Here is a 26,011-nt window from a genome sequence, read left to right as displayed (position 1 = left end):
GGCCGGTCAGCCGGCGATGCCGACCACCAGCCAGATGAAGCCCGCTCCCGCGACCGTGCAGGCCAGGGTGGTCAGCGCGGGGTGCTCGTGATGCGCCTCCGGCAGGATGTCGGAGGTCGCGAGGTAGAGCAGCACCCCGCCGAAGAAGCCCAGATAGAGGCCCAGCCACTGCTCCGGAAGGGTGAACAGCAAGGTGGCGGCGGCGCCGACGAGCGGGGCCACCGCGTCGGCGCCCAGCATCAGCAGCGCCTTGTGCCGGGCGTTCCCGTAGAGGCTGGTCATCGTGTAGGTGTTGAAGCCGTCCGCGAAGTCGTGGGCGATGACGGCCAGCGCCACGGCCACCGCCATCTCCTGGCCCACCTGGTAGGCCAGGCCGATGGCGAAGCCGTCCATGCCGCTGTGGATCACCATCGCGGTGGCCGCGGTCAGGCCCACCTGCGGGACCCGCTCGTGCGGGTCCATGCCGTGCGCCGCCTTGCGGACCGCGAGCAGCCGCTCCAGGGCGTGCGCGGCGAGGAAGCCGAGGACGAAGCACAGGAGCGCGGCCGGTACTCCGAACAGGTCGCCGCCGGCCGCCTCCAGCGCCTCGGGCAGCAGGTCGAGGCCGACGACACCGAGCATGAGGCCGCCCGCGAGGCCCAGGACCAGGTGCCGGCGGTCGGTGACCCGGCCGGCCACCCAGCCGCCGATGAGCGTCATGAAGAACGCGCCCAGCGCGATGGCCACCGGCACCCGCTCACCCCTTTCCCGGGGACCGGACCGGTCCGTGCGGCCGCCGCTCCCCTGCCACCTGCTTACCTGCCCCCTGCTTACTGACCCGCCGCCGATCCCGCATGTCCGCCACCGCCCGTGCCGAAGGAGCCGCCCGATGACCGCAGCGTCCCGCTCCGGCGCTACCCCGGGTGCCGAGGGCGCCCGGCCCCGCCCCGGTGGGCTGGTCGCCGGCGTGGGGGCGGGCCGGGGCGTGGCGGTGGCGGAGGTCCTGGATCTGATCGCGGATACCCTCGCCGCCGCCGGATACGCGGCGGACGCGGTCACGGCGCTGGCGACGGTGGACGCCAAGGCCGGTGAGCCGGGCCTGATCGGGGCGGCGCGGCGGCTGGGGGTGCCGCTGCGGGCCTATCCGGCGCGGGCGCTGGCGGCGCTGGCGGTGCCGGGGCCGTCCGCCGCCGCCCGGGAGGCCGTGGGGACGCCGAGCGTCGCCGAGGCGGCGGCGCTGCTGGCCGCCGGGCCGGGCGCCGAACTGCTCGTCGCCAAGCGCAAGTCGGCACCGCGCGGCCGGCCGGCCCGGGCCACCTGCGCGCTCGCCGTGCCGCCGGAACGGGACGGCGGGGCGCTTACCGGAAGTACCCGGGGCGCGGCTGACGCCCCTGATGACGCTGCGGATATCGTCATGGCCTCCCCCACCACGCACCGCGGCGGCTGTCCCCGGCGCCGCGCCCGACAGCGCACCACCGGTTCCAAGGAGACGTTGTGACCACCCCTCCCGCTCTGCTCATCGCCGGTCACGCCCGTGACGACAGCGAGGCCGAGGCCCTGCCCGCGCTGGTGCGTGAGATCGGCCGGCGCGTCCCCGGAGTACCGGTCGCGGGCGGCCTCTTCGGCCCGTCGCCGTCGCCGCTGCCGCTCGCCGGCGCCGTCGACGGCCTCGTGGAGCGGGGCGCGACCCGGATCGCGGCCGTACCGCTGCTGCTGGGGCCGACCGGGCCGGTGCCCGAATCCCTTGCCGACGTGCTGGAGCGGGCCGGGCGCGCCCACCCCGGGCTGCGCTACGCCGGCGGCGCCGAGCTGGGGCCGCATCCGAAGCTGCTGGACGTGCTGGAGCTGCGGCTGGAGGAGGCGCTGGGCGGCGGTGCGCGCCGGCCGGAGGACCGGGCGCGTACGACGGTCCTGCTGGTGGGGCCCGGCGCGGGCGATCCGCGGGCCAACGCCGAGGTGGCGCGGGCGGCGCGGCTGCTGTGGGAGGGGCGCGGCTACGCGGGTGTGGAGACGGCGTTCGTGTCCCTCGCGGCGCCCGATGTGCCGGCCGGGCTCGACCGGTGCCGCGCGCTGGCCGCCGCGGCCCCGGCGGTCGCCGGCCGGTCCCGGATCGTGGTGCTGCCCTACCTGCTGTTCGCCGGTGCCCTGGCGGAGCGCGTGTGGATGCAGACCGAGGGCTGGGCGGCGGCGCATCCGGAGACCGAGGTGTTCGGGGCCGGGGTGATCGGCCCGGTGCGGGAGGTGGCCGACGTGGTGCTGGAGCGGTACCACGAGACGGTGGCGGGCGAGGCGGCGCTGCGCGCCGGGACGTGCGGGTGCGGGCTGCCGGACGCGGGCGGCGACGCCGTACCGCGGCAGGCGGGCCCGGGGGCGCCGGCCGGTGGGGAGCGGGGTGGCCATGCCGGGGCCCGCTGAGTCCGTGCGGCTGCCGGCGGCCCGCCCTTCCCCGCCGGCGGGCGAGCCCGATCTGCGGCATCACGGCGACGCCGAGGTGCGCGGCGCGGGCGCCGCGCTGACGGACCTGGCGGTCAATGTCCGCGGCGGCACTCCCCCGGCCTGGCTCAAGGAGCGGATCGCCGCGTCGCTGGACGGGCTCGCCGCGTATCCCGACGGGCGCGCCGCGCGCCTGGCGGTCGCGGCCCGGCACGGTCTGCCGGCCGGACGGGTGCTGCTGACGTCGGGGGCGGCGGAGGCGTTCGTGCTGATCGCCCGGGCGGTGTCCGCCCGGCGGCCGGTCGTGGTGCATCCGCAGTTCACCGAGCCGGAGGCGGCACTGCGGGACGCCGGGCACACGGTGGAGCGGGTGCTGCTCAGCGAGCGGGACGGCTTCCGGCTGGATCCGGACGCGGTGCCCGAGGACGCCGATCTGGTCGTCGTCGGCAATCCGACCAACCCCACCTCCGTGCTGCATCCGGCCGACAGCCTGGCGCGACTGGCGCGGCCGGGCCGGACGCTGGTCGTGGACGAGGCGTTCATGGACGCGGTGCCCGGGGAGCGGGCGTCGCTGGCCGGGCGCACGGACCTGCCGGGCGTGGTGGTGCTGCGCAGCCTCACCAAGACGTGGGGGCTGGCGGGCCTGCGCGTCGGCTATGTGCTGGCCGAGCCGGGCATGATCGCGGCTCTGGAGCGGGCGCAGCCGCTCTGGCCGGTCTCCAGCCCGGCGCTGGCCGCCGCCGAGGCGTGCTGCGAGCCGGCGGCGCTCGCGGAGGCGGCCGCGGCGGCCGTGCGGATCGCCGAGGACCGGGCCCATCTGCTGTCCCGGCTGGCCGCGCTGGGCGGGATACGGGCCGTGGAGCCGGCCGAGGGGCCGTTCGTGCTGATCCGGCTGGCGGGGGCCGCCGAGGTACGCGCCGCGCTGCGCGAGCGCGGCTTCGCGGTCCGCCGCGGCGACACCTTCCCGGGCCTGGGCCCAGACTGGCTGCGGCTCGCGGTCCGGGACCGGGCCACGACGGACGACTTCGTGGCGGCCCTGGCCGCGCTGCTCGCCGGGCCGGACGGCCCCTGAGCGCCCGCCTCGCCGCACCCGCTCCGAGCGCTCGCCTCGTCGCACCCGGCGGGCCGCCGGTGACCGTGCCGCGGCTGCCTGGCGGAGGCCCTCGCCGGGCCCATCCGTCGAACCACGCTTCGACGGGGGCCCGGCGAGGGGTGAGGCACACCGTGCGGGCCGCGTAGGGCCCGCCCGGCACGCCCCGGCCGTACCCGCGCCCGGCGCCCCCACGGCACCGGCGCGGTGTACGGGTCTGTCAGCCGCGCCCGTCCCCCGGCGCGGCGGCGCGGCGGCGGCGGGCGTAGCCGAGCGCCCCGGCGCCCGCGGCGAGCAGCAGGGCCGCGCCGCCGGCGAGATACGGGGTGGTCGAGCTGCCGCCGGTCTCGGCGAGGTTGCCGGTGGCCGGCCGGGAGGCGGTCTGGACGCTCGGCCGGGAGCCGGGGCGCGGCTCGGCGGTGGTGCCGCCCGTGCCGCCGTCGTCGGGTGCCTGGGGCCGGGGGGTGGTGCAGGTGGCCTCGGCGAGGGTGACCCGCCCGGTGACGTCGGCGACGTTCAGCTTCAGCGGGTTGACCGAGACGTTCAGGTCGAGCGCGGTGGCGGCGGCGCTCTTGGACGTCACGCTCTTCTTCGACAGGTCCAGCCGCACCTCGCCGACGCCCGGCACCTTCACCCGGGTCGTGCCGCCGGCGCTGAGCGTGACCTTCTTGCCCAGGACCCGGACGCCGCCCAGCACCTCGGACTCCGCCCGCGGGCGCTCGCCCGCCGCGCAGACGGCCCTGGAGGTGACCTGCTGGACCTCGATGAGGGACAGCAGGGGAAGGCCGGGCAGGTGGACCTTGGCGTGCGCGACGTTGGCGTAGCCCTCGGCCTTGTGGCGGCCGGTGGTGGCGCGCGCGGTGGCGACGTCGGCGCGCAGCACGGTGAACGGCCGGCCCCGGTCGATGCCGTCGAGGGTGACCGTCAGCGCGGTCTTGTCGGCCGAGGCCGGGGCGCGCACCTCGTTGAGCGTGGCGCGCAGCGGGACGTCGACCGTCTTGTCGAGCAGGCCGAGGTTGAGTGCGGTGCGCAGGACGACCGCGCCGGCGGTGCCGTGGGCCGGGCCGTCGCCGCCGGTGGCGTGCGCGGGGCCGGCGCCGAGCAGGACGGCGGGGCCGGCGGCGAGGGCGGTGGCGAGGGCCGTCGCGGCGAGCCGGCGGACCGGCCGCGCGGCGGCGGGACCGGCCGCCGCGCGGGCTGCGGGCATGCCGGAGTAACGGGTGGGACTGGTGGACACGTGTGTGGAACCCCCACAAGAGAAGTGGAGCCGCCGGCCGCGCCGATGGGGGACATCACGCGGCTCGGCGACCTCGACCCGCACATCGTGGCCGCACCGAGGGTGAACGGGCAGCCACGTGCGGTGAGTTCACCCCAATGGGTGGTTTCCGCGTCTGCATTCGATTCCCGGGGCGCCGCGTTCCCCTCACGCCACAGACGTCACACCGGTCGGGTGACGCCGCCGACCGCCCGCCACCGGTCCGGGTTCCGAAATCCGTTGTCCTGTACATGCTTAAGACGGCTAGGGTGCCCTCGTGCCCAGCGAGCAGACGAACCAGAGCCCCGCACCGGCCCCCGGCCCCGGCGTTCCGGCGCCGCCCGCACCGGACCGTGAGCCGTCCGCACCGGACCGGGCGGCCCGCCGGGCCGTGACCCTCTTCCCACTGCTGGTGATCGCCGCCGGGGCGGCCGGACTGCTGTGGCCGGCGCCGTTCACCGACTGGGCTCCCGCGGTGCCGTGGCTGCTGGGTGTGGTGATGTTCTCGATGGGGCTGACGCTGACCCCGCCGGACTTCGCCGCGGTCGCCAGGCGGCCCTGGGTGGTCGCGCTGGGCCTGGCCGCGCACTACGTGATCATGCCGGGGCTCGGCTGGCTGATCGCGACGGGACTGCACCTGCCGCCGCAGCTCGCCGCCGGCGTGATCCTGGTCGGCTGCGCGCCCAGCGGCACCGCGTCCAACGTCGTGACCTACCTCGCGCGCGGCGACGTCGCGCTGTCGGTGGCGGTGGCGACGGTCTCCACCGTCCTCGCGCCGCTCGTCACGCCGCCGCTGACGCTGCTGCTCGCCGGCCGGTTCCTGGACGTGGACGCGGGCGCCATGGTCACCGACATCCTCAAGACGGTGCTGCTGCCGGTGGTGGCGGGCCTGCTGGTGCGCCTGGGGGCCGGCCGGTACGCCGACCGGGCGCTCCCCGCGCTGCCGTGGGTGTCGGCCGCCACCATCGCCGTCATCGTGCTGACGGTGGTGGCCGGCAGTGCCGCCGCGCTCAAGGACGCGGCGGCACTTGTCCTGCTGGCCGTGGTGCTGCACAACGGACTGGGCCTGGTGCTGGGCTACGCCGGGGGGCGGCTGGCCCGACTGGGCGGCCCGGCGAGCCGGGCGATGGCCTTCGAGGTCGGGATGCAGAACTCCGGGCTCGCCGCTTCCCTGGCCACCGCCCACTTCAGCCCGGCCGCCGCGCTGCCCGCCGCGGTCTTCTCGGTCTGGCACAACGTCTCGGGCGCGGTCGTCGCCGCCTGGATGGCCCGCTCCGCGCGGCGCGCCCGGTGAGGCCGTCCGGCCGCCGACGCGAGCCCCGGCGAGGCGCGGCCCACCGCCCGCGTCAGCCGATCACCCGCCCCCGCAGCACCACCCGGCGCGGCGCCGCCAGAACCCGGACGTCGGCGCGCGGATCGCTCTCGTAGACGACGAGGTCGGCGGCGGCGCCCTCGGTCAGGCCCGGGCGGCCGAGCCACGCGCGGGCTCCCCAGGTGGTCGCGGAGAGCGCGGCGACGGCGGGCAGGCCGGCCTTCACCAGCTCGGCCACCTCGTCGGCGATCAGGCCGTGCGCCAGCGAGCCGCCGGCGTCCGTACCGGCGAAGACGGGCACGCCGGCGTCGTAGGCGGCCCGTACGGTGTCGTAGCGGCGCGCGTGCAGCCGCCGCATATGGTCCGCCCAGCGCGGGAACTTCCCCTCGCCCCCGGCCGCCAGGCGCGGGAACGTCGCGATGTTGACCAGCGTCGGGACGATGGCGACGCCGCGCTCGGCGAACAGCGGGATGGTGTCCTCGGTGAGCCCGGTGGCGTGTTCGACGCAGTCGATCCCGGCCTCGACCAGCGGGGCGAGGGATTCCTCCGCGAAGCAGTGGGCGGTGACCCGGGCGCCCAGCCGGTGCGCCTCGGCGATGGCCGCCTCGACCGCGCCGCGCGGCCAGCAGAAGCCCAGATCGCCGGTGGAGCGGTCGAGCCAGTCCCCGACGAGCTTGACCCAGCCGTCGCCCCGGCGGGCCTCCTGGGCGACGTAGGCGACCAGGTCCTCCGGTTCGATCTCGTGGGCGTAGTTGCGGATGTAGCGGCGGGTGCGGGCGATGTGCCGGCCGGCGCGGATGATGCGCGGCAGGTCCTCGCGGTCGTCGATCCAGCGGGTGTCGGAGGGGGAGCCGGCGTCCCGGATCAGCAGCGTGCCGGCGTCGCGGTCGGTCAGCGCCTGCTTCTCGCTGGTGGCTGCGTCCACCGGCCCGTGCGCGTCGAGCCCCACATGGCAGTGCGCGTCGACCAGGCCCGGCAGCGCCCAGCCCTCGACGGTCGTGAGATCCCGCACGCCCGTGGGCAGCTCGAACGTCACCCGGCCGCCGACGACCCACAGCTCGTCGCGCACGTCGTCCGGCCCGGCCAGGACCCTCCCCTTGAGGTGCAGCGCGGCACCTTCACTCTTGGACGTCATACCGGCACTTTAGGCGGCGCCGCGCGCGGGCGGCCGGGGCCCGTCCCCGCAGGCGCCGGCGGACGATTTCCGGGCCGTTTCCCCAAAACTCCCGGGAGCTTCACGCTTTCCCGGCGACCGGCTTTCCGCCACCCGTTCGGGCGAACCTTCCACCGGCGAATTCCCAATTCCTCAGGAGCGTAGCTCCCCGTATTCTTCTGCCCGCTTTTCCGCACCTCAAACGCCAAGATTCCGCTAGGGTCGAGGGCCGTAATGCGGACGCGTCTCAGGGACGTTACGGACCTGTGACCGACTCCACAAGGGGTCCGTTTTGCGCCGAACTTCCTGGTCAAAACGGTACATCCCTCGGTCGGATCGCGCGCTCGGGCGCCCCCGCGCGATACCACAGACGAGCGTCGTACGTAACCCCTCCTCGCGATGCAATTTCCTTTTTCCCTGGGTAAATTTAATTCCCATGACCGCCGCACAAGCAGACCATGCACGTGCCCGTAGCGATATCAGAGAATTGCCGGAGGGCTTCAAGCTCGACACCCCACGCGTGGAGGACGGAGCCGCGATCTGGCGTATCGCTCGCGACTCCAAGGCACTGGACCTGAACTCCTCCTACAGCTACCTCCTGTGGTGTCGCGACTTCGCCGCCACCTCTGTCGTCGCACGGGACGCGGAGGGCGAGCCGGCCGCCTTCGTCACCGGCTACATCCGCCCCGAGCGCCCGCAGACGCTCGTCGTCTGGCAGGTAGCCGTCGACGACGCGCACCGCGGCCAGGGGCTGGCCGCCGCACTCCTGGACGGGCTGACCGGCCGCGCCACCCGCGACCTGGGCGTCCGTCTCGTCGAGACCACCATCACGCCCGACAACGCCGCCTCGAACCGACTGTTCGAGTCGTTCGCCGAGCGGCACCGGGTGCCCCTCAAGCGCGAGGTGCTGTTCGACGCCGGGCTCTTCCCCGAGCAGGGTCACGAGCCGGAGGTGCTGCACCTCATCGGCCCGTTCGACCCTCCACCGGGCACCGGGCGCTGACCACCCGCCGCCCCGCGCGACCCGGCCGGCGCGCGCACCCACGGGACCGGCACACCCAGCAGTCCGCCGGACCCGGCCGGCCCCACGGACTTCCCCACGTTTCGCCACTCATCTCCCAGGAGCATGCTGTGACCATCACCCAGCCCGACCTCAGCGTTTTCGAGACCGTCGAGTCCGAGGTCCGCAGCTACTGCCGCGGATGGCCGACCGTGTTCGACCGCGCCCAGGGCAGCCGCATGATCGACGAGGACGGCCACACCTACCTCGACTTCTTCGCCGGCGCCGGGTCGCTGAACTACGGCCACAACAACCCCGTCCTCAAACGCGCCCTGATCGACTACATCGAGCGGGACGGCGTCACCCACGGCCTGGACATGTCCACCACGGCCAAGCGGGCGTTCCTGGAGTCGTTCCAGAACATCATCCTGCGGCCGCGTGACCTGCCCTACAAGGTCATGTTCCCGGGCCCGACGGGCACCAACGCCGTCGAGGCCGCGCTGAAACTGGCCCGCAAGGTCAAGGGCCGCGAGTCGATCGTGTCCTTCACCAACGCCTTCCACGGCATGTCGCTCGGCTCGCTGGCCGTCACCGGCAACGCCTTCAAGCGGGCCGGTGCGGGCATCCCGCTGGTGCACGGCACCCCGATGCCGTTCGACAACTACCTCGACGGCGCCTACCCCGACTTCCTGTGGTTCGAGCGGCTGCTGGAGGACCAGGGTTCGGGCCTGAACCAGCCCGCCGCGGTGATCGTCGAGACGGTCCAGGGCGAGGGCGGCATCAACGTCGCCCGCGTCGAGTGGCTGCGCGCCCTCGCCGACCTGTGCGAGCGCCGCGACATGCTGCTGATCGTCGACGACATCCAGATGGGCTGCGGCCGTACGGGTGCCTTCTTCTCCTTCGAGGAGGCGGGCATCGTGCCGGACATCGTCACCGTCTCGAAGTCCATCAGCGGCTACGGCCTGCCGCTCGCGCTCACCCTGTTCAAGCCGGAGCTGGACATCTGGGAGCCGGGCGAGCACAACGGCACCTTCCGCGGCAACAACCCGGCCTTCGTCACCGCCGCCGCCGCGCTGGACACGTACTGGGCCGACGGCCAGATGGAGAAGCAGACGCTCGCCCGCGGTGAGATCGTCGAGGCACACCTGAAGGCCATCGTCGAGGAGCACCCGCAGGCCATCGCCGAGTACCGCGGCCGCGGTCTGGTGTGGGGCCTGGAGTGCGTCGACAAGAGCCTTGCCAACAAGATCGCCAAGCGCGCCTTCGAGCTGGGTCTGCTCATCGAGACCTCCGGCCCGGAGAGCGAGGTCGTCAAGCTGCTGCCCGCGCTGACGACCACCCCCGAGGAGCTGGACGAGGGCCTTCGCACCCTCGCCCGCGCGGTCCGCGACTGCGCCTGACCGGCCGGCCGGTCCAGAGCCCCTTCACCGTTCCACAGAAAGGCACCGACTCACCGTGATCGTCCGATCCTTCAAGGACATCGAAGGCACCGACCGCCACGTCAAGTCCAAATCCGGCACCTGGGAGAGCAAGCGCATCGTGCTCGCCAAGGAGCGCGTCGGGTTCTCGCTGCACGAGACCGTCCTGTACGCGGGAACCGAGACGTCGATGTGGTACGCCAACCACTACGAAGCGGTCCTGTGCGTGGAGGGCGAGGCCGAGCTCACGAACGACGAGACCGGCGAGAAGCACATCATCACGCCCGGCACGATGTACTTGCTCGACGGCCACGAGAAGCACACCATGCGGATCAAGGAGGACTTCCGCTGCGTGTGCGTCTTCAACCCTCCGGTCACCGGCCGTGAGGACCACGACGAGAACGGTGTCTACCCGTTGCTCACCGAGCCCGAAGCGGGCTGAGGCGTACCCCGCCTGCCCCGTCCGGCAGTTGAGGAAGGCACGCACAGGAGCAAGCAGAAGAGCACGTACGAGAGGAGAGGAAGGCAACACCATGACCACCGCACCCGAGCGCACCGCCGACCTGTACCCGACCCGTGGGACCACCGAGGTGATCACCCCGCGGAAGGACCCGGTGGTGTGGTCGCAGCCCGGAGCGGCCGGCCCCTTCGCGCCGTCCGAGCTGAGCGACTTCGAACGCGATGGCTTCTTCGCCATCGGGGAACTGCTCACCGCGGAAGAAGTCGCGGTGTACCGCACCGAACTGGACCGCCTCGTCCTCGACCCGGCGATGCGCGCGGACCCGCGCTCGATCGTCGAGCCGAAGTCGCAGAGCGTCCGGTCGGTGTTCGAGGTGCACAAGATCAGCGAGGTGTTCGCCGCGCTGGTCCGTGACCCCCGGGTGGTCGGCCGCGCCCGGCAGATCCTCGGCTCGGACGTCTACGTCCACCAGTCGCGGATCAACGTCAAGCCCGGCTTCGGTGCCTCGGGCTTCTACTGGCACTCCGACTTCGAGACCTGGCACGCCGAGGACGGTCTGCCGAACATGCGCACCGTGTCGGTCTCGATCGCGCTGACGGAGAACTACGCGACCAACGGCGGCCTCATGATCATGCCCGGCTCCCACCGGCACTTCGTGGGCTGCGAGGGCGAGACGCCGAAGGACCACTACAAGCGGTCGCTCCAGATGCAGGACGCGGGCATCCCGTCGGACGAGGTCCTGACGAAGATGGCCGACAAGCACGGCATCCAGTTGTTCACCGGCAAGGCCGGCTCGGCCACCTGGTTCGACTGCAACGCCATGCACGGCTCCGGTGACAACATCACGCCGTATCCGCGCAGCAACGTCTTCATCGTCTTCAACAGCGTGGAGAACACCGCGGTGGAGCCGTTCGCGGCCCCGGTCCGGCGCCCGGAGTACATCGGCGCCCGCGACTTCACCCCGGTGCGCTAGCGGCTCCTCCTCCGGTCCTCCGGCGCCTCTCGGGCCCCGGGGCCGCCGGTGCGTACCGGTGGCGCGGCCGCCGCACAGCAGCGACTGTGCGGCGGCCGCGCCATGTGCGTGAGCGGGCCACGCGCGGGTAGCGGGACCGGCGCCGGGCGCTAGCCTGACCGGCGGTCTCGCGGGCCGGCCGGGTCTCGCGGGCCGTGCGACGTGAGGAGAGAGGTCATGACCGTGGACCGGGTGCCGGGGGTCGTGCTGACCGACCATGTGCTTCAGGTGCCGCTCGACCACGGCGATCCGGACGGCGAACGGCTGGAGGTCTACGGGCGCGAGGTGGTGGCCGCCGGGCGCGAGCACGCGGACCTGCCCTGGCTGGTCTACCTCCAGGGCGGCCCCGGCTGCCCCTCCCCTCGGCCGGTGGGCCGGGACTCGTGGCTGTCCAGGGCCCTGGACGACTACCGTGTCCTGCTGCTGGACCAGCGCGGCACCGGCCGTTCCACGCCCGCCAACCGGCAGACGCTCCCGCTGCGCGGCGGACCGCGCGAGCAGGCCGCCTACCTGCGCCACTTCCGCGCGGACGCGATCGTGGGCGACGCCGAGCTGTTCCGGCGCCGGCTGGTGCCGGACGGGGCGCCGTGGAGCGTCCTGGGCCAGAGCTTCGGCGGCTTCTGCACGGTCGCCTACCTCTCCCGGGCGCCCGAGGGGCTGCGCGAGGCGTACGTGACGGGCGGGCTGCCGGGGCTCGACGTGAGCGCGGCGGAGGTCTACCGGGCGGCCTACCCGCGGGTGGCCCGGAAGAACGCCGCGCACTACGCCCGCTACCCGCGCGACGTGGCGGCCGTCCGGCGGATCGCGTCCCACCTGCGGGAGCGTCCGGCGCGACTGCCCGGTGGCGGGCTGCTGACCGCCGAGGCGTTCCAGGGCCTGGGCCTGATGCTGGGCAGCGGCAACGGCTCGCACACCCTGCACCACCTGATCAGCGAGGCGTGGGTGACCGGCCCGGCCGGCCCGGAGCTCGCCGACGCCTTCCTGCACGCCGCCCAGGGCCATCTCTCGCACGCCACCACCCCGCTGTTCGCGGTGCTGCACGAGACGATCTACGGCCAGCGGTCGGTGGACCCGGGGCCGACGGCCTGGGCGGCGCAGCGGGAACGGGCGGCGTTCCCGGCGTTCGACGTGGACACGGCGCTGGCCGGTGACGGGCCGGTGTACTTCACCGGCGAGATGATCTATCCGTGGCTGTTCGACACCGACCCCGCGCTGGCCCCCCTGAAGGAGGCCGCGCAGGCGCTGGCGGAGCGGGCGGACTGGCCGGATCTCTACGACGCCGGCCAACTGGCCCGTAACACGGTGCCGGCCGCCGCGGCGGTCTACTTCGACGACATGTACGTCGACACCGCCCACGCGCTGCGCACCGCGCAGGCGATCGGGGGGCTGCGGGTGTGGGTGACCGACGAGTGGGAGCACGACGGGCTGCGGGTCAGCGACGGGGCGGTGCTCGACCGGCTGGTGAAGATGGTGCGCGGGGAGGTGTGAAGGGCACGCGGGGGGCCAGGAGTGAAGGGCACGCACCGTGACGCGCGGGGCCCGGGATGTGAAGGGCACGCACGGTGGGACGCGCGGGGCCCGGGGGCCTCGCGCGGTGGTCGCGAGCCGGGGCGTTACGCGGGGCGTTACCCGGGTCCGCTCCAGTCGAAGGTGATGTGCTTGCTGGACCTGCCTTCCCGGCTCCAGTTGAAGCCGAAGGCGTCGGCCCGGTCCGTGGTCGCCCGGCCCCAGGTCGCCACCTGGCCCGGTCCGGTCTCCGAACCCGGCAGGTTGGTGGTCTGCACGCGCGCGCCCTCCGGTGTCGTCGGCCCGGTGAGCGCCTCCGCGTTCGCCTCGACCTTGCCGGGGATGGCGGCCCGCCAGGACCCCATGTCCCCGTCGATCTCGACGGTGATGGGTGCGACGGCCATGCCCCTCATCTCGGGGTCGAACATGGTGACGAAATCCGCGGGCCAGCCGCCCGCCTGGCCACCGAAGACCCTCTGCATGGCCTCGCGCTGCGCGTCGTCCGCGCGCTCGTCGAGGAAGACCGCGGCGTAGGCGTCGGAGTGCTCGGCCCAGGCGTTTCCGGTGAACGAGCCCAGCATCAGCACGTTGAGGCCGTCCAGCGACACGTCGCCGTACCGCCCTTCGCGGATGTGCCAGACCAGGACGCCTTCACAGTCGCCGGAGGTGGGCGGCTGGGCGAACGAGCACGGGCACGGAATGCTGCACTTGCACGTGTCGAACCAGTCCCCGGTCATGTGCCAGGCCGGGACGGCGGTCGCTGTTTCGGTCATCGCTGTGCCTCCTCACGACCCCCCGCACCCGGCGGGTTCCGTGGCGTCGGCACACTGACGAGGGCCGGCCCCCGAGCCCTTGAGCGGGCGACGACCGGCGGGGCGGCGGATCTTCCCTTCCATCATGCACCCGCGGCGAGGACCGGGCCCAGCATCCGCGTCGGCTCCTCGTCCCCCGGCATCCGCCGCGTCCACGTCCCCCGGCATCCGCCACGTCCATGCCACCGAGCAGGCTCAAGGCGATCATCAGGCCCCAGCGGCAGCCGAGGGCGTCCTCCCTGCTTCCAGCGGAGCACAGAGCGCCCACCCGGACCCGGACACCTGGAAGGCGCGCCGCCTACTCCAGCAGTTCCAGCAACCGGTCCACGTCGTCCGTCGAGTTGTAGAGGTGGAAGGCCGCGCGCAGCAGCCCGCCGCGGACCGAGACGCGCACGCCCGCCGCGGCCAACCGGCTCTCGGCGTCGGCGAGTCCGGGCGTGGAGACGATCGCCGAGCCGGGCGCCGGGCGGGGGGTGTGGCCGAGGGCGGCGAGGCCGGCGCGGTAGTGGTCGGCGAGTGCGGTGTCGTGCGCGTGGATGGCGGCGACACCGATCTCCTCGATGAGCGCGAGGGAGCTCTCGGCGCCCACGTAGGAGTAGAGGGCGTGCGGTTCGTCGAAGCGCCGGGCGGTCGCGGCCGGCCGCCGCACCGGGCCGTAGCTGGAGGCGCCGGTGTCCTCGCCGGCCACCCAGCCGGCGTGCAGCGCGGCGGGCCAGGCCGCGCCGCCCCGCTCCCCGTCCGCCCAGCCCTCCCCGCCGAACGTCATGAAGGTGGCACCGCGCGGGCACAGCAGCCATTTGAACGCTCCGCAGACGGCGAAGTCGAAGTCGGCGGCGCGCAGCGGCAGCCAGCCGGCCGCCTGGGTGAGGTCGGCGTAGGTGCGCGCGCCATGGGCCCGGGCGGCGGTGCGTACGGCGTCGAGGTCGGCGATCCGGCCGTCCATCGACTGCACGACGCTGAAGGCGACCAGCGCGGTCCCGGGCCGGACCTCCTCGGCGAGCCGCTCCAGCGGCACGGTGCGCAGGGTGACACCGGGACGCGCGGCGAGCGGGTTGACCAGAGAACTGAAGTCGTCTTCCGGCGCGAGGACTTCGGACCCGGGCGGGAGGGTGGCCGCGACGAACGCGGACTGCACCGCCACCGAACTGCCGAGGGCGACGCGCTCCACGGGGACGCCCAGCAGACGGGCGAAGGCGGCCCGCGAGGCGGCCGCCGCACCGAAGTAGTCCCGGCCCATCGTCCCGTAGGACGCGGATTCGTCGAGCGCCGCCCGGATCAACCGCGCACTGCGCGCCGGAAGCAGTCCGCTGGACGCGGAGTTCAAGTACGTCGTCTCGGGCGCGAAGTCGTCCCCGCCCAGTGGCTCACGTCGCTGCATGCCCCCACTGTGCTGGGCGATCAGCCCGGCGTCCACGACTTATCCGGGCGCGGTCACTTCCCGGGCACGGCACATCCGTCGTCCGCGCAGACTTCCGCGTCACCGGCGGTCTGGACCTGTCCGGCCGGGCCGTCGGCATGGGCGCGCTCCAGTGCCTGCCGGAACACCTCGGCGGGCTGACCGCCCGAGATGCCGTACCGGCGGTCGATGATGAAGAACGGCACTCCGGTGACGCCCAGCGCGGCGGCCTCCCGCTCATCGGCGCGCACGGCGTCGGCGTAGGCGTCCGGGTCGTCCAGAACGCGCGCGACCTCACCGGCGGGCAGGCCGGTTCCTGATGCTGCCCGACGAAGAGCTAAGCCGTCCGCTCTGGGAGGTTCTCCCTGCCGACCGGACAGCCTTTCTGGCAGCCCGTAACCGGCGCACATTCGCCCGAGCTTCTGCCGATGGCGACTTCCAAATTCCTGAGCATGACCAGCGCGTGACTGATTGGGCCGACACTGAGTGACCCGACGCCACGACAAAAGACTAGGCCCCCGATGCCTGCCCCTCGCTGGGCTGGTCATCGGAGGCGTTTTTCGTTCCTGGCAACTGCCTTTGAAACAGAGCCGGAAAGTCTGGCCAGCGAGGGGGTAACGGGCCACGCCACGCAAGCCCGATTCCCCAAAGGATTCAGAGCCCTTCGATTCCTAGGCTGGTAGCAGGTTCGGGGGCGTCACCAGCCGTGCCCGTTCGCGGAGGTCCCGCGCCGTAGGGTTCTTCAAGAAGGGGCGAATTCGACTGTGCATGGCAACGATGCTTCGGTCACACTGTCCGGACTGGACGAGCGGGTATATCTCCAACACCCGACCCCAGGTTTTGCACGCTGCCTCCAAGTGGCCCACCTGCAATTGCCGTTCGGCCAGCATGGAAAGGTAGCGAATGCTCGTCCGTCGGAACGTGCTGGGGCGTAGCCGATCCGACTCCTCTAGCGATTGGATAGAGCCAGTCACGTCCCCGAGTTCGTAGCGCACCTGCCCAACGTGATAGGCCAGCGAAGACGGGTTATAGGAGCCGAAAGTCTTGGACTGGGACTCGGCCTTCTCCATTGCCGTCTCGGCTTCCCTAATCCGCTGCAGGGACAATCGCCTGTCACCCTCTTGAGCGGCAGCGTGCGCCTGTTGTCCAGCGAGAAAGGCACGCATTCGAGGACCGGCCTGTGGGGAGGCTGCGGCGGCTGCGTCAGCGAGTCTCAAGGCTTCGGCACCATGGCGACGGTCTACCGCCTGCACGCTCATTCCTCGCAATGTCGTGCAGTAGGTGAGGTGGTCCTCGCTGGCCCCGGCAAGTTCCAGCGCTTTCAGGTAATAGCGCTGCGCCATGCCCTGGACGCCCTCATCTACCGCCATATACCCCGTGAGATAGGAAAGGTCTGATGCGGCGGCCATCATGGCTTTACGCACATCTTCCGGTGCGTCAGCGCGGAGATACGGCGCAACGGTGTTCACGAGATATGCAGCGGCCATTGGTCGCGCTGTTCGCCCGCCGAACTGGTCGTCAATGTCTGAGAGCCGTTCCGTCATCGCAATAACTGACTGAACGTCAGGCATCCCTATGCGCCGTGCCTGACCCTTCTGGACAGCTTCCATACGGCCTACTACGTCCGGCCAATTCGGCACAGTGAGAGCGACAGAGAACAGACCCACTCCGAGCACGCTTCGGCGCGACGGGTCCATATCTTGCCTCCCCAGGTCTAGCAGTCCCTCCACGGTACTGGGGAGCGCGCCTGACTCATCGGCGGGTGGGGCCGGGAAACCCGCTTCGCTGCAGGTAATGGGGCGGCCTAGCTTCCGGGCCAGTGCCTCCAAGATCAGCGGGCGGACCGACTCCCTGGGAAGGTGTCCGTTGAGCCACTGGTGAACGGAGGGTTCGCGGTATCGAAGCGGCGTCCCTCGCTCGGTTCCCAGCTTGTTGACCTCTTGGGCGAACTGGCGCAACGTCCAGCCGGTTTCCCGGTGCAGTCGGGCAAGTGATTCGTTGGGACTGGCCACCGGTCATCAACTCCCCACGTCTTCAAGCCGCTTAAAGCTCTTAAGTCCTAGCGCTGTTGCAACGGTACCCCTCTGCCGTGGTCACGCGGTTGCCTTCTGTGAGCAGCCGGACGAGCACGAGAGGTGCAGCCATGAGCAGCCCTGAGAGCGCACGTGAGCACCCCCGACAGTGGGAGGCGGGGGAAACGGCGCTGGACGTCTCCAAGCGGCGGGTGGGGCGCGTCATGGGCCACGTGGGCCCGCGCTACCAGCTCCGCCCGCTGAACGGTGGACGGGAGTGGGAGGCGGACCTGGAGAACCTGAGGGAGGCATACCAGTCCGACGCCCTCAGCGCCGCCGTGGTTACCGCCAACACGAGCCAGCGGATAAGGGAGCGGATGTGAAGACGGTTCCCCGATTCACTCCGGAGCAACGCGCGGAGTTCGACGCCGGTTTGGTTCGGATTCTCGCGGAGCGCGATGCTCGGGACTGGGAGGCGGCCATAAGGCGTGCGGCACCTGCTCTCATTCGGCGTGCTGCGGAACAGCTCACTCAACAACTGGAGGAACGGAAATGACGGCAACAGCGAACGACCTCCGGACCGGCCGCGCGCTGGTCGAAGCAGACCTGTTCGACAGCATCGCGGAATTCACCGTGATGCACTTCGGGTACGACCAGGAGAAGGCGGAGCGTGCGACCGATCAGGCCCTCGCGTTCCTCGCCACGGTCGGCACGGCCACGGTCAAGATGGTCCCGAGCGACGACGTGGACGGCGCGCTGCACGCGTTGATCCTGCACACCGCCGACTACAGGCAGTTCTGCGAGAAGTACGCGGGCCGCTTCCTGGAGCACAACCCGCGCCCGGGTGGCGGGGGCCGGGTCCTGGAGGAGGTGCAGGCGACGGCGCACGCGATCAAGGCCGGTGGGTTCATGGTCATGGATGACCTGTGGACCGTGAACGGCGAGAATGCCGCGCAGTGCGACTCCGACTGCGGACGGGACTACCGGGCGGTCTGACGGCCGGCTGGGCCAATCAGATGAAGGGGCCGGTCCTCAACTGCGAGGATCGGCCCCGCTGTTGGAAGGTAATTCATGATCTTTGAAGGGCCGTACGATCCGCCGTCCGGCGCGCTCCAATTGCTGAATCCGGGTCCCGCCGAACTGGTGCTCAACCGGCGTGGTTCCTCCGTGTGGAAGGTGAAGACGGAGGCGGGTCCCTACGCGGTGAAAGTCGGCTACCCGAGTCGAACGCACGCATGGACCGCGCTGGCCCCTGCCCGTGAGGCAGCCGTTCTGCGTCAGCTCACCCGGGAACGGATTTTCAGCGGCGAGTGGGAGCACGGCACGTGGGGCGCTCAGCCGTGGCGACAGGGAGACAGTCTTTACGGCCGGTGGGCATCCTGTCGGACCGGAGAGGCTGAACCGGACATCGGGGAGGCGCTTTCGTGTGCCGTGGCTCTGTCGGCCCTGCACGGAATGGGTTGGACACACGGGGACGTACAGCCCGCCCATTTCCTTCTGGGTGAGTCCGGCGGCGCGTTCCTCATTGATCTCGCGCTGTCCAGCGGGGGTCGGATTCCCCGCGCCTATGACTTCCCGTACGGGGGCTGTCTCGTTCATTACGAAGCCCCGGAGATCTCCGCCAGCGTGTTGGATTCGGGAACGGCAACACCGACTCAGGAAGCCGACGTGTACGCGCTGGGAGCTGCGCTGTTCATTAGCGCGACGGGATGGCGGCATGTGGCTTACCCGGATGACGCTTCCCGAGAAGAGCAGCGTTGGGCCATCGTGGCGGGTCCTCACCGGCCGGTAGAGGTCTCTGGAGTGCTGGGGGGTCTCATCCCCCACATGCTCAGCCGTTCGCCCGCCAACCGGCCTACAAGCGCTGAGGTCTGCGAGACCCTGAGCGCGGCCCTGTAGGCCCCCTGGACGGCCCCGTCTGTGTGCTTCCCCCGTGGCGCATAGGCGGGGCCTTCGCTGTTCGTCTGCGCTGATCAGGGGCCCCGCGATAAGCCCTGGTTCCCTTGGTTCACGGGCAGGCGATGTCGGACCAGATTTCGACGCGCATGAATGGCTGACTTTCCTCGTCGCGGGTGGGTCCAGGGACAACCTCCGCACGCGCCGCCCTATTCCGTGGATACCGTCCGGTACCCCGTGGGTAGCGTCCGGCTATGACCTCGTCACGGGATCTGCTCGGTTTCTGGGAGGCGGCCGGCTCCGCCAAGACGTTCACGCACCCGTTGGACGCGGAGCTGCTGGCGGAGTATGTGCCGCGTGGGGCCCGGGTGTTGGACTACGGATGTGGTTACGGGCGGCTCACGGCTCAGATGGTGGGGCTGGGGTACGGGGCGGTGCGGGGTGTGGATGTGTCGGCGGCGTTGGTCGAGCGGGGGCGGCGGGAGCATCCGGGGGTGCCTCTGGAGCGGTGTGCGGGGCTTCCGCTGCCGTTCGGGGCGGGGGCGTTCGACGCGGCGCTGCTGTTCGCGGTGCTCACGTGCGTGCCGGACGACGCGGAGCAGGCGGCGATCGTCGCGGAGCTGGGCCGGGTGGTGCGGCCGGGCGGGGTGCTGTATCTGAGTGATATGCCGCTTCAGGATGATCCGCACCATCGGGAGCGGTACGCGCGCGGCGCGGCGGTGTTCGGCGCGTACGGCGTGTTCGGGACGCCCGACGGCGGGGTGTTCCGCCACCACGCGCCGGAGCGGCTGCGCGGGCTGGTGCGCGCGGCGGGGTTCGCGGTGGTGCGGGAGCGGGCGGATACGGTGCGGACGCTGGACGGTGGGAGCGCGGAGCGGTTGCAGGTCATCGCCCGTCGGCAGGCGTCACCCGCGGCTCCGGCTCCGGCACCGGCACCGGAGCCAGGGGAAGCGTCAGCGTGAGGTGGGTGGCGTCGGGGGCCGGGCGGCGGGCGGGGTCGGGGTGCCAGCCGAGGGCGGTGTAGAAGGCGCGGGCGCGGTGGTTGTGCCACCGGACGTCGAGGGAGGCCCGGCGGAAGCCGTCGGCGCGCCAGGCCGCCAGGCAGGCGGTGTGCAGGGCGCGGCCGACGCCGGTGCCCCAGTGGTCGGGGTCGACGTGTAACTGGTGGAGGGTGACGGTGGCCGCGGCGGGCGGCGCGCCGGAGTGTTCGCGGTGGCGGTAGGAGGCGGCGCCGAGGACCGTGCCGTGCCGCTCGGCGCACAGGGCGGAGGTGTCGCCGCGGTCCAGGTCGCGCTGCCAGGCGCCGAGTCGGCAGGCGTGTTCGGCCGGCAGGTCGAAGGGGGTGTGCGGTGCCCGGCCGCGGTGGTGGGCGGCGCGGGCGCGGCTGTGCAGGGCGGCGACCGCGTCGAGGTCGGCGGGGGTCGCGGCCCGGATCAGGAGGCGGTCGGGGCCGGGGGTGGTGGGTCGGACCGCGGCGGTGTCGGGGCGCACGGCGGCGGTTACGCGCCCACGGGCCGGCCGTCGACGCGGCGCGGCAGGTCGAGCGGGTTGTCCTCGCGCAGCTCGGGCGGGAGCAGCGCGGGCGGGGTGTCCTGGTAGGCGACGGGGCGCAGCCAGCGTTCGACGGCGGTGCCCCCGACGGAGGTGGCGGTGGAGGTGGTGGCCGGGTAGGGGCCGCCGTGGTGCTGGGCGGGGGCGACCGCGACGCCGGTCGGCCAGCCGTTGACGACGACCCGGCCGGCGAGCGGGGTGAGGCCGGCCAGCAGCCGGGCGCCGCGCCCCTCGGGGTCGGTGCCGGCGTTCTCCGCGTCGCCGAGGTGGAGGGTCGCGGTGAGGTTGCCGGGCAGCCGGGCGAGGACCGCGCCGATCTCGCTCTCGTCGGCGTAGCGGGCCAGGACGGTCACCGGGCCGAAGCACTCCTCCAGGAGGAGGTCGTGCGGCCCCTCGGTGGCCAGGCGCGCGGCGGGCACGGTGAGGAACCCGGCGCTGACGGTGTGTTCGCCGCCCGCGCCGGGCGTGACCGGCGCGTGGACGTCGGGGAGCTCGGCCCGGGCGCGTACGCCGTCGAGGAACGCCTCGCGCATGCGCTGGTCGAGCAGGACGCCCGCCTCGGTGTCGCTGACGGCGGCGGTCAGCGCGTCCAGCAGCCGGTCACCGGCCTCCCCTTCGGGCGCCAGGACGAGGCCGGGTTTGACGCAGAACTGTCCGACGCCGAGGGTCACCGAGCCGCCGAGTCCGGCGCCGATCCGCTCGGCGCGCTCGCCGGCCGCGGCCTCGGTGATCACGACGGGGTTGAGGCTGCCCAGCTCACCGTGGAAGGGGATGGGGCGCGGGCGGGCAGCGGCCGCGTCGTGCAGGGCGCGGCCGCCGCGGACCGAGCCGGTGAAGCCGGCGGCGGCGATCAGCGGGTGGCGCACCAGGTCGACGCCGGCCTGGAAGCCGTGGACCAGGCCCACCAGGCCCTCGGGCAGGCCGAGTCCGGTCGCGGCGCGGCGCAGCAGCGCGGCGCAGAGTTCGGAGGTGGCGGGGTGGTCGGGGTGTGCCTTGACGACGACCGGGCAGCCGGCGGCCAGGGCGCTGGCGGTGTCGCCGCCGGGGACGGAGAAGGCGAGCGGGAAGTTGCTGGCGGAGTAGACCGCGACCGGGCCCAGCGGGATCTTGTAGCGGCGCAGGTCGGGCCGCGGCGGCGTGAGGGCCGGGTCGGCGTGGTCGATCCGTACGTCGAGGAAGGCGCCCTCGGTGACGAGGTCGGCGAAGGCGCGCAACTGGTAGGTGGTGCGGCCCAGTTCGCCGGTGAGCCGGCCGGGGCCGAGCGCGGTCTCGGCGTCGGCGGCCTCGATGACGCGGTCCCCCGCCTCGTCGAGCAGGTCGGCGGCGCGGCGCAGGAAAGCCGCGCGCAGGTCCCGGTCGGCGAGCGCGTCGCGGGCGGCGTGGGCGGCGCGCACCGCCGCGTCGACCTCGGCCTCGGTGGCCTCGACCGCGACCTGCTCCCGCGGCTTCCCGGTTCGGGGGTCGACACTCCAGACTGGTGCTGCCACCGCTGCTGCCACCACGCGTTCCTCCCGGGCGAAGTCTTGCCGCACACCGGAACGCGTTCGATATGGTGAACGCCGTCCCAGAGCGTGAATATGCGGGACTCTATGGCTGTCCGAACAGAGGGGTCAAGGGCTCATGTCAACTGCCGACACCGGTGGTTCGCAGGTCAAGTCCGCGGTGCGGACGGTGGAGCTGCTCGAATACTTCGCGGGCCGCCCCGGCATGCACAGCCTGGCCTCCGTCCAGGGAGCCGTCGGATATCCCAAGTCCAGCCTCTACATGCTGCTGCGGACGCTCGTCGACCTCGGCTGGGTCGAGACGGACGCCACCGGCACCCGCTACGGCATCGGCGTCCGCGCCCTGCTCGTCGGCACCTCCTACATCGACGGCGACGAAGTGGTGGCCGCCGCCCGCCCGACGCTGGACCGGCTCTCGGACGACACCACCGAGACCATCCACCTCGCGCGGCTGGACGGCGTCAACGTGGTCTATCTCGCCACCCGCCAGTCCCAGCACTACCTGCGGCCCTTCACCCGCGTCGGCCGCCGGCTGCCCGCCCACTCCACGTCGCTGGGCAAGGCGCTGCTCGCCACCCACACCGACGACCAGGTCCGCGCGCTGCTGCCGCGGGACCTCGCCCCGCTCACCGAGCACACCATCACCGACCGCGAGCGGCTCATCGAGGAACTGCACGCGGTACGCGAACAGGGCTACGCGGTGGACCGCGAGGAGAACACGCTGGGGCTGCGCTGCTTCGGTGTCGCGATCCCCTACCGCACCCCCGCGCGGGACGCGGTGAGCTGCTCGGTGCCGGTGGCGCGGCTGACCCCGGCCCACGAGCAGATGCTCAAGGACACGCTGTTCGACGCCCGCGACCGCCTGGCGCTGGCCACCCGCCGCCTGTGACCCACCCCTGAGGCCGGATGCGGCTCCCCCGCGCGGCGGAGGCGGATCGTCGCCGGGGCCGAGGCGGCCGGGGCGCGGCGCCGGAAGTCTGGTGGGCATGACGACGAGGACGCCCCAGCCCCCGCCCACCGCCGCCCCGGCCGCCGACGCCGGTCGGCCCGCCCGCTCCGAACGCACCCGCGGCCCGCGCCGGGGCCTTGCCACCACCCGCGCCGTACTGCGCCTCACGACCCTCGCCGCCTGCGTCCCCTACCTCGCCCTGAAAATCGCCTGGCTCGCGGGCAGCCGGGTGGGCATCCCCGAAGGCAGCGCCCTGCGCCGGGACGGCGACTCCCTGATGGCGCTCAACGCGCTGACGGTACTGATGGACGCCGCCGTCCTGGTCCTGGCGTTCCTGCTGACCCGGCCCTGGGGACGGCGGGTGCCGGCCTGGCTGCTGGCGCTGCCCATGTGGTGCGCGACCGGCCTGATCGCGCCGATCGCCGTGGTCTTCCCCGCGCAGACCCTGGCCGCGGCGCTGCGCGGTACGTCCGCCGCGGGCGGTGGCGGCTCCGGCGCCGGCCCGGACGAGCTGCTCGCCCCGTGGGTGTGGAGCCTGGTCTACACCGGCTTCCTCGTACAGGGCCTGGCGCTGGGCACCCTCTTCGTGCTCTACGCCCGGGAACGCTGGGGCCACCTGTGGCACGGCCGGATCGGCGCCCTCCCCCGCAGCCCGGTCCGCTCCGCCCGCCAACTGTCGGCGTGCGCGGTGGCCGCCCTGAGCCTGCTGCCCGCCACGACCCATCTGCTGTGGGCGGCCGGTGACACGTCCGGGCTGAGTCCCGCGCGGGCCGCGGCACTTGACCTCGACGCCCGCCTCAACGAGGCCGCGTATGTGCTCTTCGCCGTGCTCACCGTGTCCGGCGCTCTGCTGCTCGGCTTCGGCCGGGGCCGCCGGCTGCCGCTGCTCCTCCCCCTGGCCGTGACCTGGACCGGTTCGAGCGCGCTGGCCTGCTGGGGTGGCTGGATGACGCTGACCACGCTGTCCACGGCGGCGGGTGATCCCAAGCTGCCCACCCCGATGATGAGCCTGACCTACTCTGTGCAGATGATCGTGGGAATGCTCGTGGCAGTCGCCGGTGCCCATTTCCTCGCCGAGCGCGAGGCCGCCCGGTGCGACTGACGGGCCGGCGCTGGATCCATCTGGTGCTGGGCGGCGCGCTGTTGATGCCGTTCTTCCTGCTGGCCTCGGCCGCCCTCCCGCTGGTCGCGGACGGCGCCGACCCGCTCCGCGACGTCGGCTGGCAGTTCGCCGCGTTCGGCGCCGCGCTGCCGCTCGCCGGCCTGGCCGCCCTGCTCCTTCCGCCGCTGCGCTCGCTGGAGGCGGGCGCCGTACTGTCGTTGTGCGGGGTGCCCGAGGAGCGGCTGGCCGCCGGGCCGGCCGACGCCTGGCCCGCCCGGCGGCGTACCGCGCTGTGGTTCGTGGCGCACCTGCTGGCCGGCGGGATCGTCAGCGGGATGACGCTGGCCGCGCCGCCGGCCGCGATCGTGTTGCTGATCCTGCCGTTCGCCGAGCCGCTGCGGCTCACCGCGCTGGGCTGGCCGGTCGCCTTCCCCGGTGTGCTCGGCCCGCTCGCCGGGCTGGCGCTGCTGGTCCTGGTGGTGGGTACGACCTGGGCGGCCGGGGCGCTGCTGGCCCGTTGCGCGCCCGCGCTGCTGGGGCCCACCCCCGCCGACCGCCTGGCCACGGCCGAGCGCCGGGCCGCCGACCTGGCCTCCCGCAACCGGCTGGCCCGCGAACTCCACGATTCCGTGGGCCACGCGCTGAGCGCGGTCACCCTCCAGGCCGCCGCCGCCCGCCGGGTGCTGGATGCCGACCCCGTGTTCGCGCGCCAGGCCCTGACCGCCATCGAGGAGACCACCCGCGAGGCGGTCGCCGAACTGGACACCGTACTGGGCCTGTTGCGTGAGGAGGACGGCACCGATCCGACCGCGCCCGCGCCCACTCTCGACGGCCTCGACGCGCTGCTGGACCGCACCCGCGCCGCCGGCGTACCGGTCACGGCGACGGTCGGGGGAAGCCGCGGCGAACTGCCGCCGGTGGTCTCCCGCGAGGCGTACCGGATCGTGCAGGAGGGACTGAGCAACGCGCTACGGCATGCCGGGGCGGTGCCGGTGACGCTTCATCTCACCGTGGCGGGCGGTGAGTTGACCTTGCGGATGGACAATCCGTTGGCGGCGGCAGGGGCGGAGCAGGCCGCGGGGGACGGCCCCGGGCGCGACCGGGCCGGGCCCACCACGCGGGCCGGTGGCGGGCGCGGGCTGCGCGGCATCGCCGAACGCGCCCGCCTGCTGGGCGGCGAGGCGACGGCCGGCGCACACGACGGCGGATGGCGGCTCACCGTACGCCTGCCGCTGACCGGGGCGGAGGAGACGGATGGCACGAACAGGGGGCAGGGCGATGAGCACGAGGGAGACCGTGACCACGGACGTAGGTGATACGGACCTAGGTGACAAGGGGAGGGACGAGGGGCGCGGCGTGAGCGGTGGCTCGGGCCAGGGCGCGGCCGACGGCGCCGTGCGGACCCGCCCGCTGCGCATCGTCCTCGCCGACGACGAGCGCATGGTCCGCACCGCGCTGCGCGTGATCCTGGGCGCCGAGCCCGATATGGAGGTGGTGGGCGAGGCCGCGACCGGGGCCGAGGCCGTGCCGCTGGTGCGGCAACTGCGCCCGGACATCGTGCTGATGGACGTACGGATGCCCGAGATCGACGGCATCCGGGCCACCGAGCAGATCGTCGGCCGGATGACCGACCCACCCCGCGTCATCGTGGTGACGACGTTCGAGAACGACGCCTACGTCTATGACGCGCTGCGGGCCGGGGCCAGCGGCTTCCTGCTCAAGCGGTCCGGTGCGGAGGATCTGATCCAGGCCGTCCGGCTGGTGGCGCGCAGCGATTCGCTCCTCTTCCCGGCCGCGGTCCGCGCCCTTGCCGCCCGGCACGCCGGGCAGCGGGCGGCCGACGACGCGGCCCGGGCGCTGCGGGCCAGGCTCTCGGAGCGGGAGGGCGACGTCCTGCGGCTGATGACGGCCGGGCTCACGAACGCCGAGATCGCGGCCCGACTGAGCGTCGGCCCGGCGACGGTCAAGACGCACGTCGCCGGGGTCCTGGCCAAGCTCGGGGTGCGGGACCGGACCCAGGCGGTGATCGCCGCGTACGAATGCGGTTTCGTCCGGCCGGGATGAGCCGGGCGAGCGGGAGAGGAAATCCCCGAGGCGTGACGAGGCGGAACTCACCGCCCCGGCCTCGCGTCCTTCAGGGCGACGCACGGCACACGCGCGGCACCGCGCAGGA

The 26,011-nt window shown here is 73.2% G+C and carries 25 protein-coding genes and 1 pseudogene; 17 read left to right on the top strand and 9 right to left on the bottom strand.

The window, feature by feature from the left end; all coding sequences use genetic code 11:
• Nucleotides 1-6: 6 nt before the first annotated feature.
• Nucleotides 7-732 (bottom strand): ZIP family metal transporter, encoded by a 726-nt coding sequence (locus ACZ45Z_RS21635; protein ID WP_468364690.1) that lies wholly within the window; start codon nt 730-732, stop codon nt 7-9.
• A 136-nt stretch (nt 733-868) separates the two neighbouring features.
• Between ACZ45Z_RS21635 and ACZ45Z_RS21630 the strand changes: the two genes are divergently transcribed.
• The 3 genes from ACZ45Z_RS21630 to cobC are packed head-to-tail and all read left to right on the top strand — an operon-like array spanning nt 869 to nt 3,484.
• Complete coding sequence (locus ACZ45Z_RS21630; protein WP_468364687.1) at nt 869-1,477, top strand: cobalamin biosynthesis protein; 609 nt, start codon at nt 869-871, stop codon at nt 1,475-1,477.
• A complete protein-coding gene (locus ACZ45Z_RS21625; protein ID WP_468364685.1) occupies nt 1,474-2,394 on the top strand; it encodes a sirohydrochlorin chelatase in 921 nt (306 codons plus the stop codon). Before ACZ45Z_RS21630 ends, ACZ45Z_RS21625 begins: the two co-directional genes overlap by 4 nt.
• Nucleotides 2,378-3,484 carry an Rv2231c family pyridoxal phosphate-dependent protein CobC gene (cobC, locus tag ACZ45Z_RS21620; RefSeq protein ID WP_468364683.1) on the top strand — a complete coding sequence of 369 codons (1,107 nt, stop codon included), beginning with the start codon at nt 2,378-2,380 and terminating at the stop codon, nt 3,482-3,484. Before ACZ45Z_RS21625 ends, cobC begins: the two co-directional genes overlap by 17 nt.
• A 238-nt stretch (nt 3,485-3,722) precedes the next feature.
• On the opposite strand, the gene ACZ45Z_RS21615 is transcribed toward cobC, so the two are convergent.
• Nucleotides 3,723-4,709, bottom strand: coding sequence for an SCO1860 family LAETG-anchored protein (locus ACZ45Z_RS21615; RefSeq protein WP_468364840.1), 987 nt, complete (start codon nt 4,707-4,709; stop codon nt 3,723-3,725).
• A 325-nt stretch (nt 4,710-5,034) separates the two neighbouring features.
• Between ACZ45Z_RS21615 and ACZ45Z_RS21610 the strand changes: the two genes are divergently transcribed.
• Entirely contained in the window at nt 5,035-6,051 is a 1,017-nt protein-coding gene (locus ACZ45Z_RS21610; RefSeq protein ID WP_468364680.1) for a bile acid:sodium symporter family protein, read from the top strand.
• 52 nt (nt 6,052-6,103) lie between these two features.
• Here ACZ45Z_RS21610 and ACZ45Z_RS21605 read toward each other — a convergent pair whose 3' ends face one another.
• Nucleotides 6,104-7,204, bottom strand: coding sequence for an amidohydrolase family protein (locus ACZ45Z_RS21605; protein WP_468364678.1), 1,101 nt, complete (start codon nt 7,202-7,204; stop codon nt 6,104-6,106).
• Nucleotides 7,205-7,658: 454 nt separating this feature from the next.
• On the opposite strand from ACZ45Z_RS21605, the gene ectA reads away from it, so the two are divergent.
• The 5 genes from ectA to ACZ45Z_RS21580 all read left to right on the top strand — a co-directional run bounded on the left by ectA (nt 7,659) and on the right by ACZ45Z_RS21580 (nt 12,600).
• Nucleotides 7,659-8,225, top strand: a complete 567-nt coding sequence (ectA, locus tag ACZ45Z_RS21600) for a diaminobutyrate acetyltransferase (RefSeq protein WP_468364675.1) — start codon at nt 7,659-7,661, stop codon at nt 8,223-8,225.
• Between the two features lie 128 nt (nt 8,226-8,353).
• Entirely contained in the window at nt 8,354-9,622 is a 1,269-nt protein-coding gene (gene ectB, locus ACZ45Z_RS21595; protein WP_468364672.1) for a diaminobutyrate--2-oxoglutarate transaminase, read from the top strand.
• Nucleotides 9,623-9,677: 55 nt separating this feature from the next.
• Nucleotides 9,678-10,082 (top strand): ectoine synthase, encoded by a 405-nt coding sequence (locus ACZ45Z_RS21590; protein ID WP_468364669.1) that lies wholly within the window; start codon nt 9,678-9,680, stop codon nt 10,080-10,082.
• A gap of 91 nt (nt 10,083-10,173) precedes the next feature.
• Nucleotides 10,174-11,073 (top strand): ectoine hydroxylase, encoded by a 900-nt coding sequence (gene thpD / locus ACZ45Z_RS21585; RefSeq protein ID WP_468364666.1) that lies wholly within the window; start codon nt 10,174-10,176, stop codon nt 11,071-11,073.
• A 216-nt stretch (nt 11,074-11,289) separates the two neighbouring features.
• Nucleotides 11,290-12,600 (top strand): alpha/beta fold hydrolase, encoded by a 1,311-nt coding sequence (locus ACZ45Z_RS21580; protein ID WP_468364664.1) that lies wholly within the window; start codon nt 11,290-11,292, stop codon nt 12,598-12,600.
• 137 nt (nt 12,601-12,737) lie between these two features.
• On the opposite strand, the gene ACZ45Z_RS21575 is transcribed toward ACZ45Z_RS21580, so the two are convergent.
• From ACZ45Z_RS21575 to ACZ45Z_RS21560, 4 genes and pseudogenes are all read right to left on the bottom strand, one after another.
• A complete protein-coding gene (locus ACZ45Z_RS21575) occupies nt 12,738-13,391 on the bottom strand; it encodes a DUF1326 domain-containing protein (RefSeq protein ID WP_468364660.1) in 654 nt (217 codons plus the stop codon).
• A 337-nt stretch (nt 13,392-13,728) separates the two neighbouring features.
• Entirely contained in the window at nt 13,729-14,808 is a 1,080-nt protein-coding gene (locus ACZ45Z_RS21570; RefSeq protein WP_468364658.1) for an aminotransferase class V-fold PLP-dependent enzyme, read from the bottom strand.
• 53 nt (nt 14,809-14,861) lie between these two features.
• Nucleotides 14,862-15,173, bottom strand: a pseudogene (locus ACZ45Z_RS21565) (DsbA family oxidoreductase); the annotation flags it as partial.
• 324 nt (nt 15,174-15,497) lie between these two features.
• A complete protein-coding gene (locus ACZ45Z_RS21560) occupies nt 15,498-16,838 on the bottom strand; it encodes a tetratricopeptide repeat protein (protein ID WP_468364655.1) in 1,341 nt (446 codons plus the stop codon).
• Nucleotides 16,839-16,969: 131 nt separating this feature from the next.
• On the opposite strand from ACZ45Z_RS21560, the gene ACZ45Z_RS21555 reads away from it, so the two are divergent.
• The 4 genes from ACZ45Z_RS21555 to ACZ45Z_RS21540 all read left to right on the top strand — a co-directional run bounded on the left by ACZ45Z_RS21555 (nt 16,970) and on the right by ACZ45Z_RS21540 (nt 19,696).
• A complete protein-coding gene (locus ACZ45Z_RS21555; RefSeq protein ID WP_468364652.1) occupies nt 16,970-17,221 on the top strand; it encodes a hypothetical protein in 252 nt (83 codons plus the stop codon).
• 169 nt (nt 17,222-17,390) lie between these two features.
• Entirely contained in the window at nt 17,391-17,834 is a 444-nt protein-coding gene (locus ACZ45Z_RS21550; RefSeq protein ID WP_468364649.1) for a glycine-rich domain-containing protein, read from the top strand.
• Between the two features lie 75 nt (nt 17,835-17,909).
• The gene (locus ACZ45Z_RS21545; protein ID WP_468364646.1) at nt 17,910-18,737 is read left to right on the top strand and encodes a protein kinase family protein; all 828 of its coding nucleotides are present in this window, start codon (nt 17,910-17,912) and stop codon (nt 18,735-18,737) included.
• 251 nt (nt 18,738-18,988) lie between these two features.
• Nucleotides 18,989-19,696 carry a class I SAM-dependent methyltransferase gene (locus ACZ45Z_RS21540; RefSeq protein ID WP_468364644.1) on the top strand — a complete coding sequence of 236 codons (708 nt, stop codon included), beginning with the start codon at nt 18,989-18,991 and terminating at the stop codon, nt 19,694-19,696.
• Here the strand turns inward: ACZ45Z_RS21540 and ACZ45Z_RS21535 are convergent.
• Together ACZ45Z_RS21535 and ACZ45Z_RS21530 are read right to left on the bottom strand one after the other, a co-directional pair.
• Nucleotides 19,620-20,225: a GNAT family N-acetyltransferase gene (locus tag ACZ45Z_RS21535; protein ID WP_468364641.1), complete on the bottom strand. Its 606-nt coding sequence runs from the start codon at nt 20,223-20,225 to the stop codon at nt 19,620-19,622. The two genes, ACZ45Z_RS21540 and ACZ45Z_RS21535, sit on opposite strands and share 77 nt — an antisense overlap.
• Before the next feature lie 8 nt (nt 20,226-20,233).
• Nucleotides 20,234-21,772, bottom strand: coding sequence for an aldehyde dehydrogenase (NADP(+)) (locus ACZ45Z_RS21530; protein ID WP_468364639.1), 1,539 nt, complete (start codon nt 21,770-21,772; stop codon nt 20,234-20,236).
• Between the two features lie 133 nt (nt 21,773-21,905).
• Between ACZ45Z_RS21530 and ACZ45Z_RS21525 the strand changes: the two genes are divergently transcribed.
• From ACZ45Z_RS21525 to ACZ45Z_RS21510, 4 genes are all read left to right on the top strand, one after another.
• Nucleotides 21,906-22,676, top strand: a complete 771-nt coding sequence (locus tag ACZ45Z_RS21525) for an IclR family transcriptional regulator (protein ID WP_468364636.1) — start codon at nt 21,906-21,908, stop codon at nt 22,674-22,676.
• Nucleotides 22,677-22,773: 97 nt separating this feature from the next.
• Nucleotides 22,774-23,838, top strand: coding sequence for a hypothetical protein (locus ACZ45Z_RS21520; RefSeq protein WP_468364633.1), 1,065 nt, complete (start codon nt 22,774-22,776; stop codon nt 23,836-23,838).
• 44 nt (nt 23,839-23,882) lie between these two features.
• On the top strand, nt 23,883-25,154 hold the full coding sequence (locus ACZ45Z_RS21515; RefSeq protein WP_468364837.1) for a sensor histidine kinase: 1,272 nt from the start codon (nt 23,883-23,885) through the stop codon (nt 25,152-25,154).
• A gap of 40 nt (nt 25,155-25,194) precedes the next feature.
• Nucleotides 25,195-25,902, top strand: a complete 708-nt coding sequence (locus tag ACZ45Z_RS21510; RefSeq protein ID WP_468364630.1) for a response regulator transcription factor — start codon at nt 25,195-25,197, stop codon at nt 25,900-25,902.
• Nucleotides 25,903-26,011: the final 109 nt, after the last annotated feature.

Source organism: Streptomyces sp. NPDC031210 (genome assembly GCF_055570395.1).
This window is presented reverse-complemented; position numbering and strand designations above follow the sequence as displayed.

Coding starts and splice junctions, on each gene's coding strand:
- ACZ45Z_RS21630 (WP_468364687.1), top strand. CDS start 869: ATGACCGCAGCGTCCCGCTCCGGCGCTACCCCGGGTGCCGAGGGCGCC.
- cobC (WP_468364683.1), top strand. CDS start 2,378: ATGCCGGGGCCCGCTGAGTCCGTGCGGCTGCCGGCGGCCCGCCCTTCC.
- ACZ45Z_RS21615 (WP_468364840.1), bottom strand. CDS start 4,709: ATGCCCGCAGCCCGCGCGGCGGCCGGTCCCGCCGCCGCGCGGCCGGTC.
- ACZ45Z_RS21605 (WP_468364678.1), bottom strand. CDS start 7,204: ATGACGTCCAAGAGTGAAGGTGCCGCGCTGCACCTCAAGGGGAGGGTC.
- ectA (WP_468364675.1), top strand. CDS start 7,659: ATGACCGCCGCACAAGCAGACCATGCACGTGCCCGTAGCGATATCAGA.
- thpD (WP_468364666.1), top strand. CDS start 10,174: ATGACCACCGCACCCGAGCGCACCGCCGACCTGTACCCGACCCGTGGG.
- ACZ45Z_RS21580 (WP_468364664.1), top strand. CDS start 11,290: ATGACCGTGGACCGGGTGCCGGGGGTCGTGCTGACCGACCATGTGCTT.
- ACZ45Z_RS21575 (WP_468364660.1), bottom strand. CDS start 13,391: ATGACCGAAACAGCGACCGCCGTCCCGGCCTGGCACATGACCGGGGAC.
- ACZ45Z_RS21570 (WP_468364658.1), bottom strand. CDS start 14,808: ATGCAGCGACGTGAGCCACTGGGCGGGGACGACTTCGCGCCCGAGACG.
- ACZ45Z_RS21555 (WP_468364652.1), top strand. CDS start 16,970: ATGAGCAGCCCTGAGAGCGCACGTGAGCACCCCCGACAGTGGGAGGCG.
- ACZ45Z_RS21550 (WP_468364649.1), top strand. CDS start 17,391: ATGACGGCAACAGCGAACGACCTCCGGACCGGCCGCGCGCTGGTCGAA.
- ACZ45Z_RS21545 (WP_468364646.1), top strand. CDS start 17,910: ATGATCTTTGAAGGGCCGTACGATCCGCCGTCCGGCGCGCTCCAATTG.
- ACZ45Z_RS21540 (WP_468364644.1), top strand. CDS start 18,989: ATGACCTCGTCACGGGATCTGCTCGGTTTCTGGGAGGCGGCCGGCTCC.
- ACZ45Z_RS21525 (WP_468364636.1), top strand. CDS start 21,906: ATGTCAACTGCCGACACCGGTGGTTCGCAGGTCAAGTCCGCGGTGCGG.
- ACZ45Z_RS21520 (WP_468364633.1), top strand. CDS start 22,774: ATGACGACGAGGACGCCCCAGCCCCCGCCCACCGCCGCCCCGGCCGCC.
- ACZ45Z_RS21515 (WP_468364837.1), top strand. CDS start 23,883: ATGCCGTTCTTCCTGCTGGCCTCGGCCGCCCTCCCGCTGGTCGCGGAC.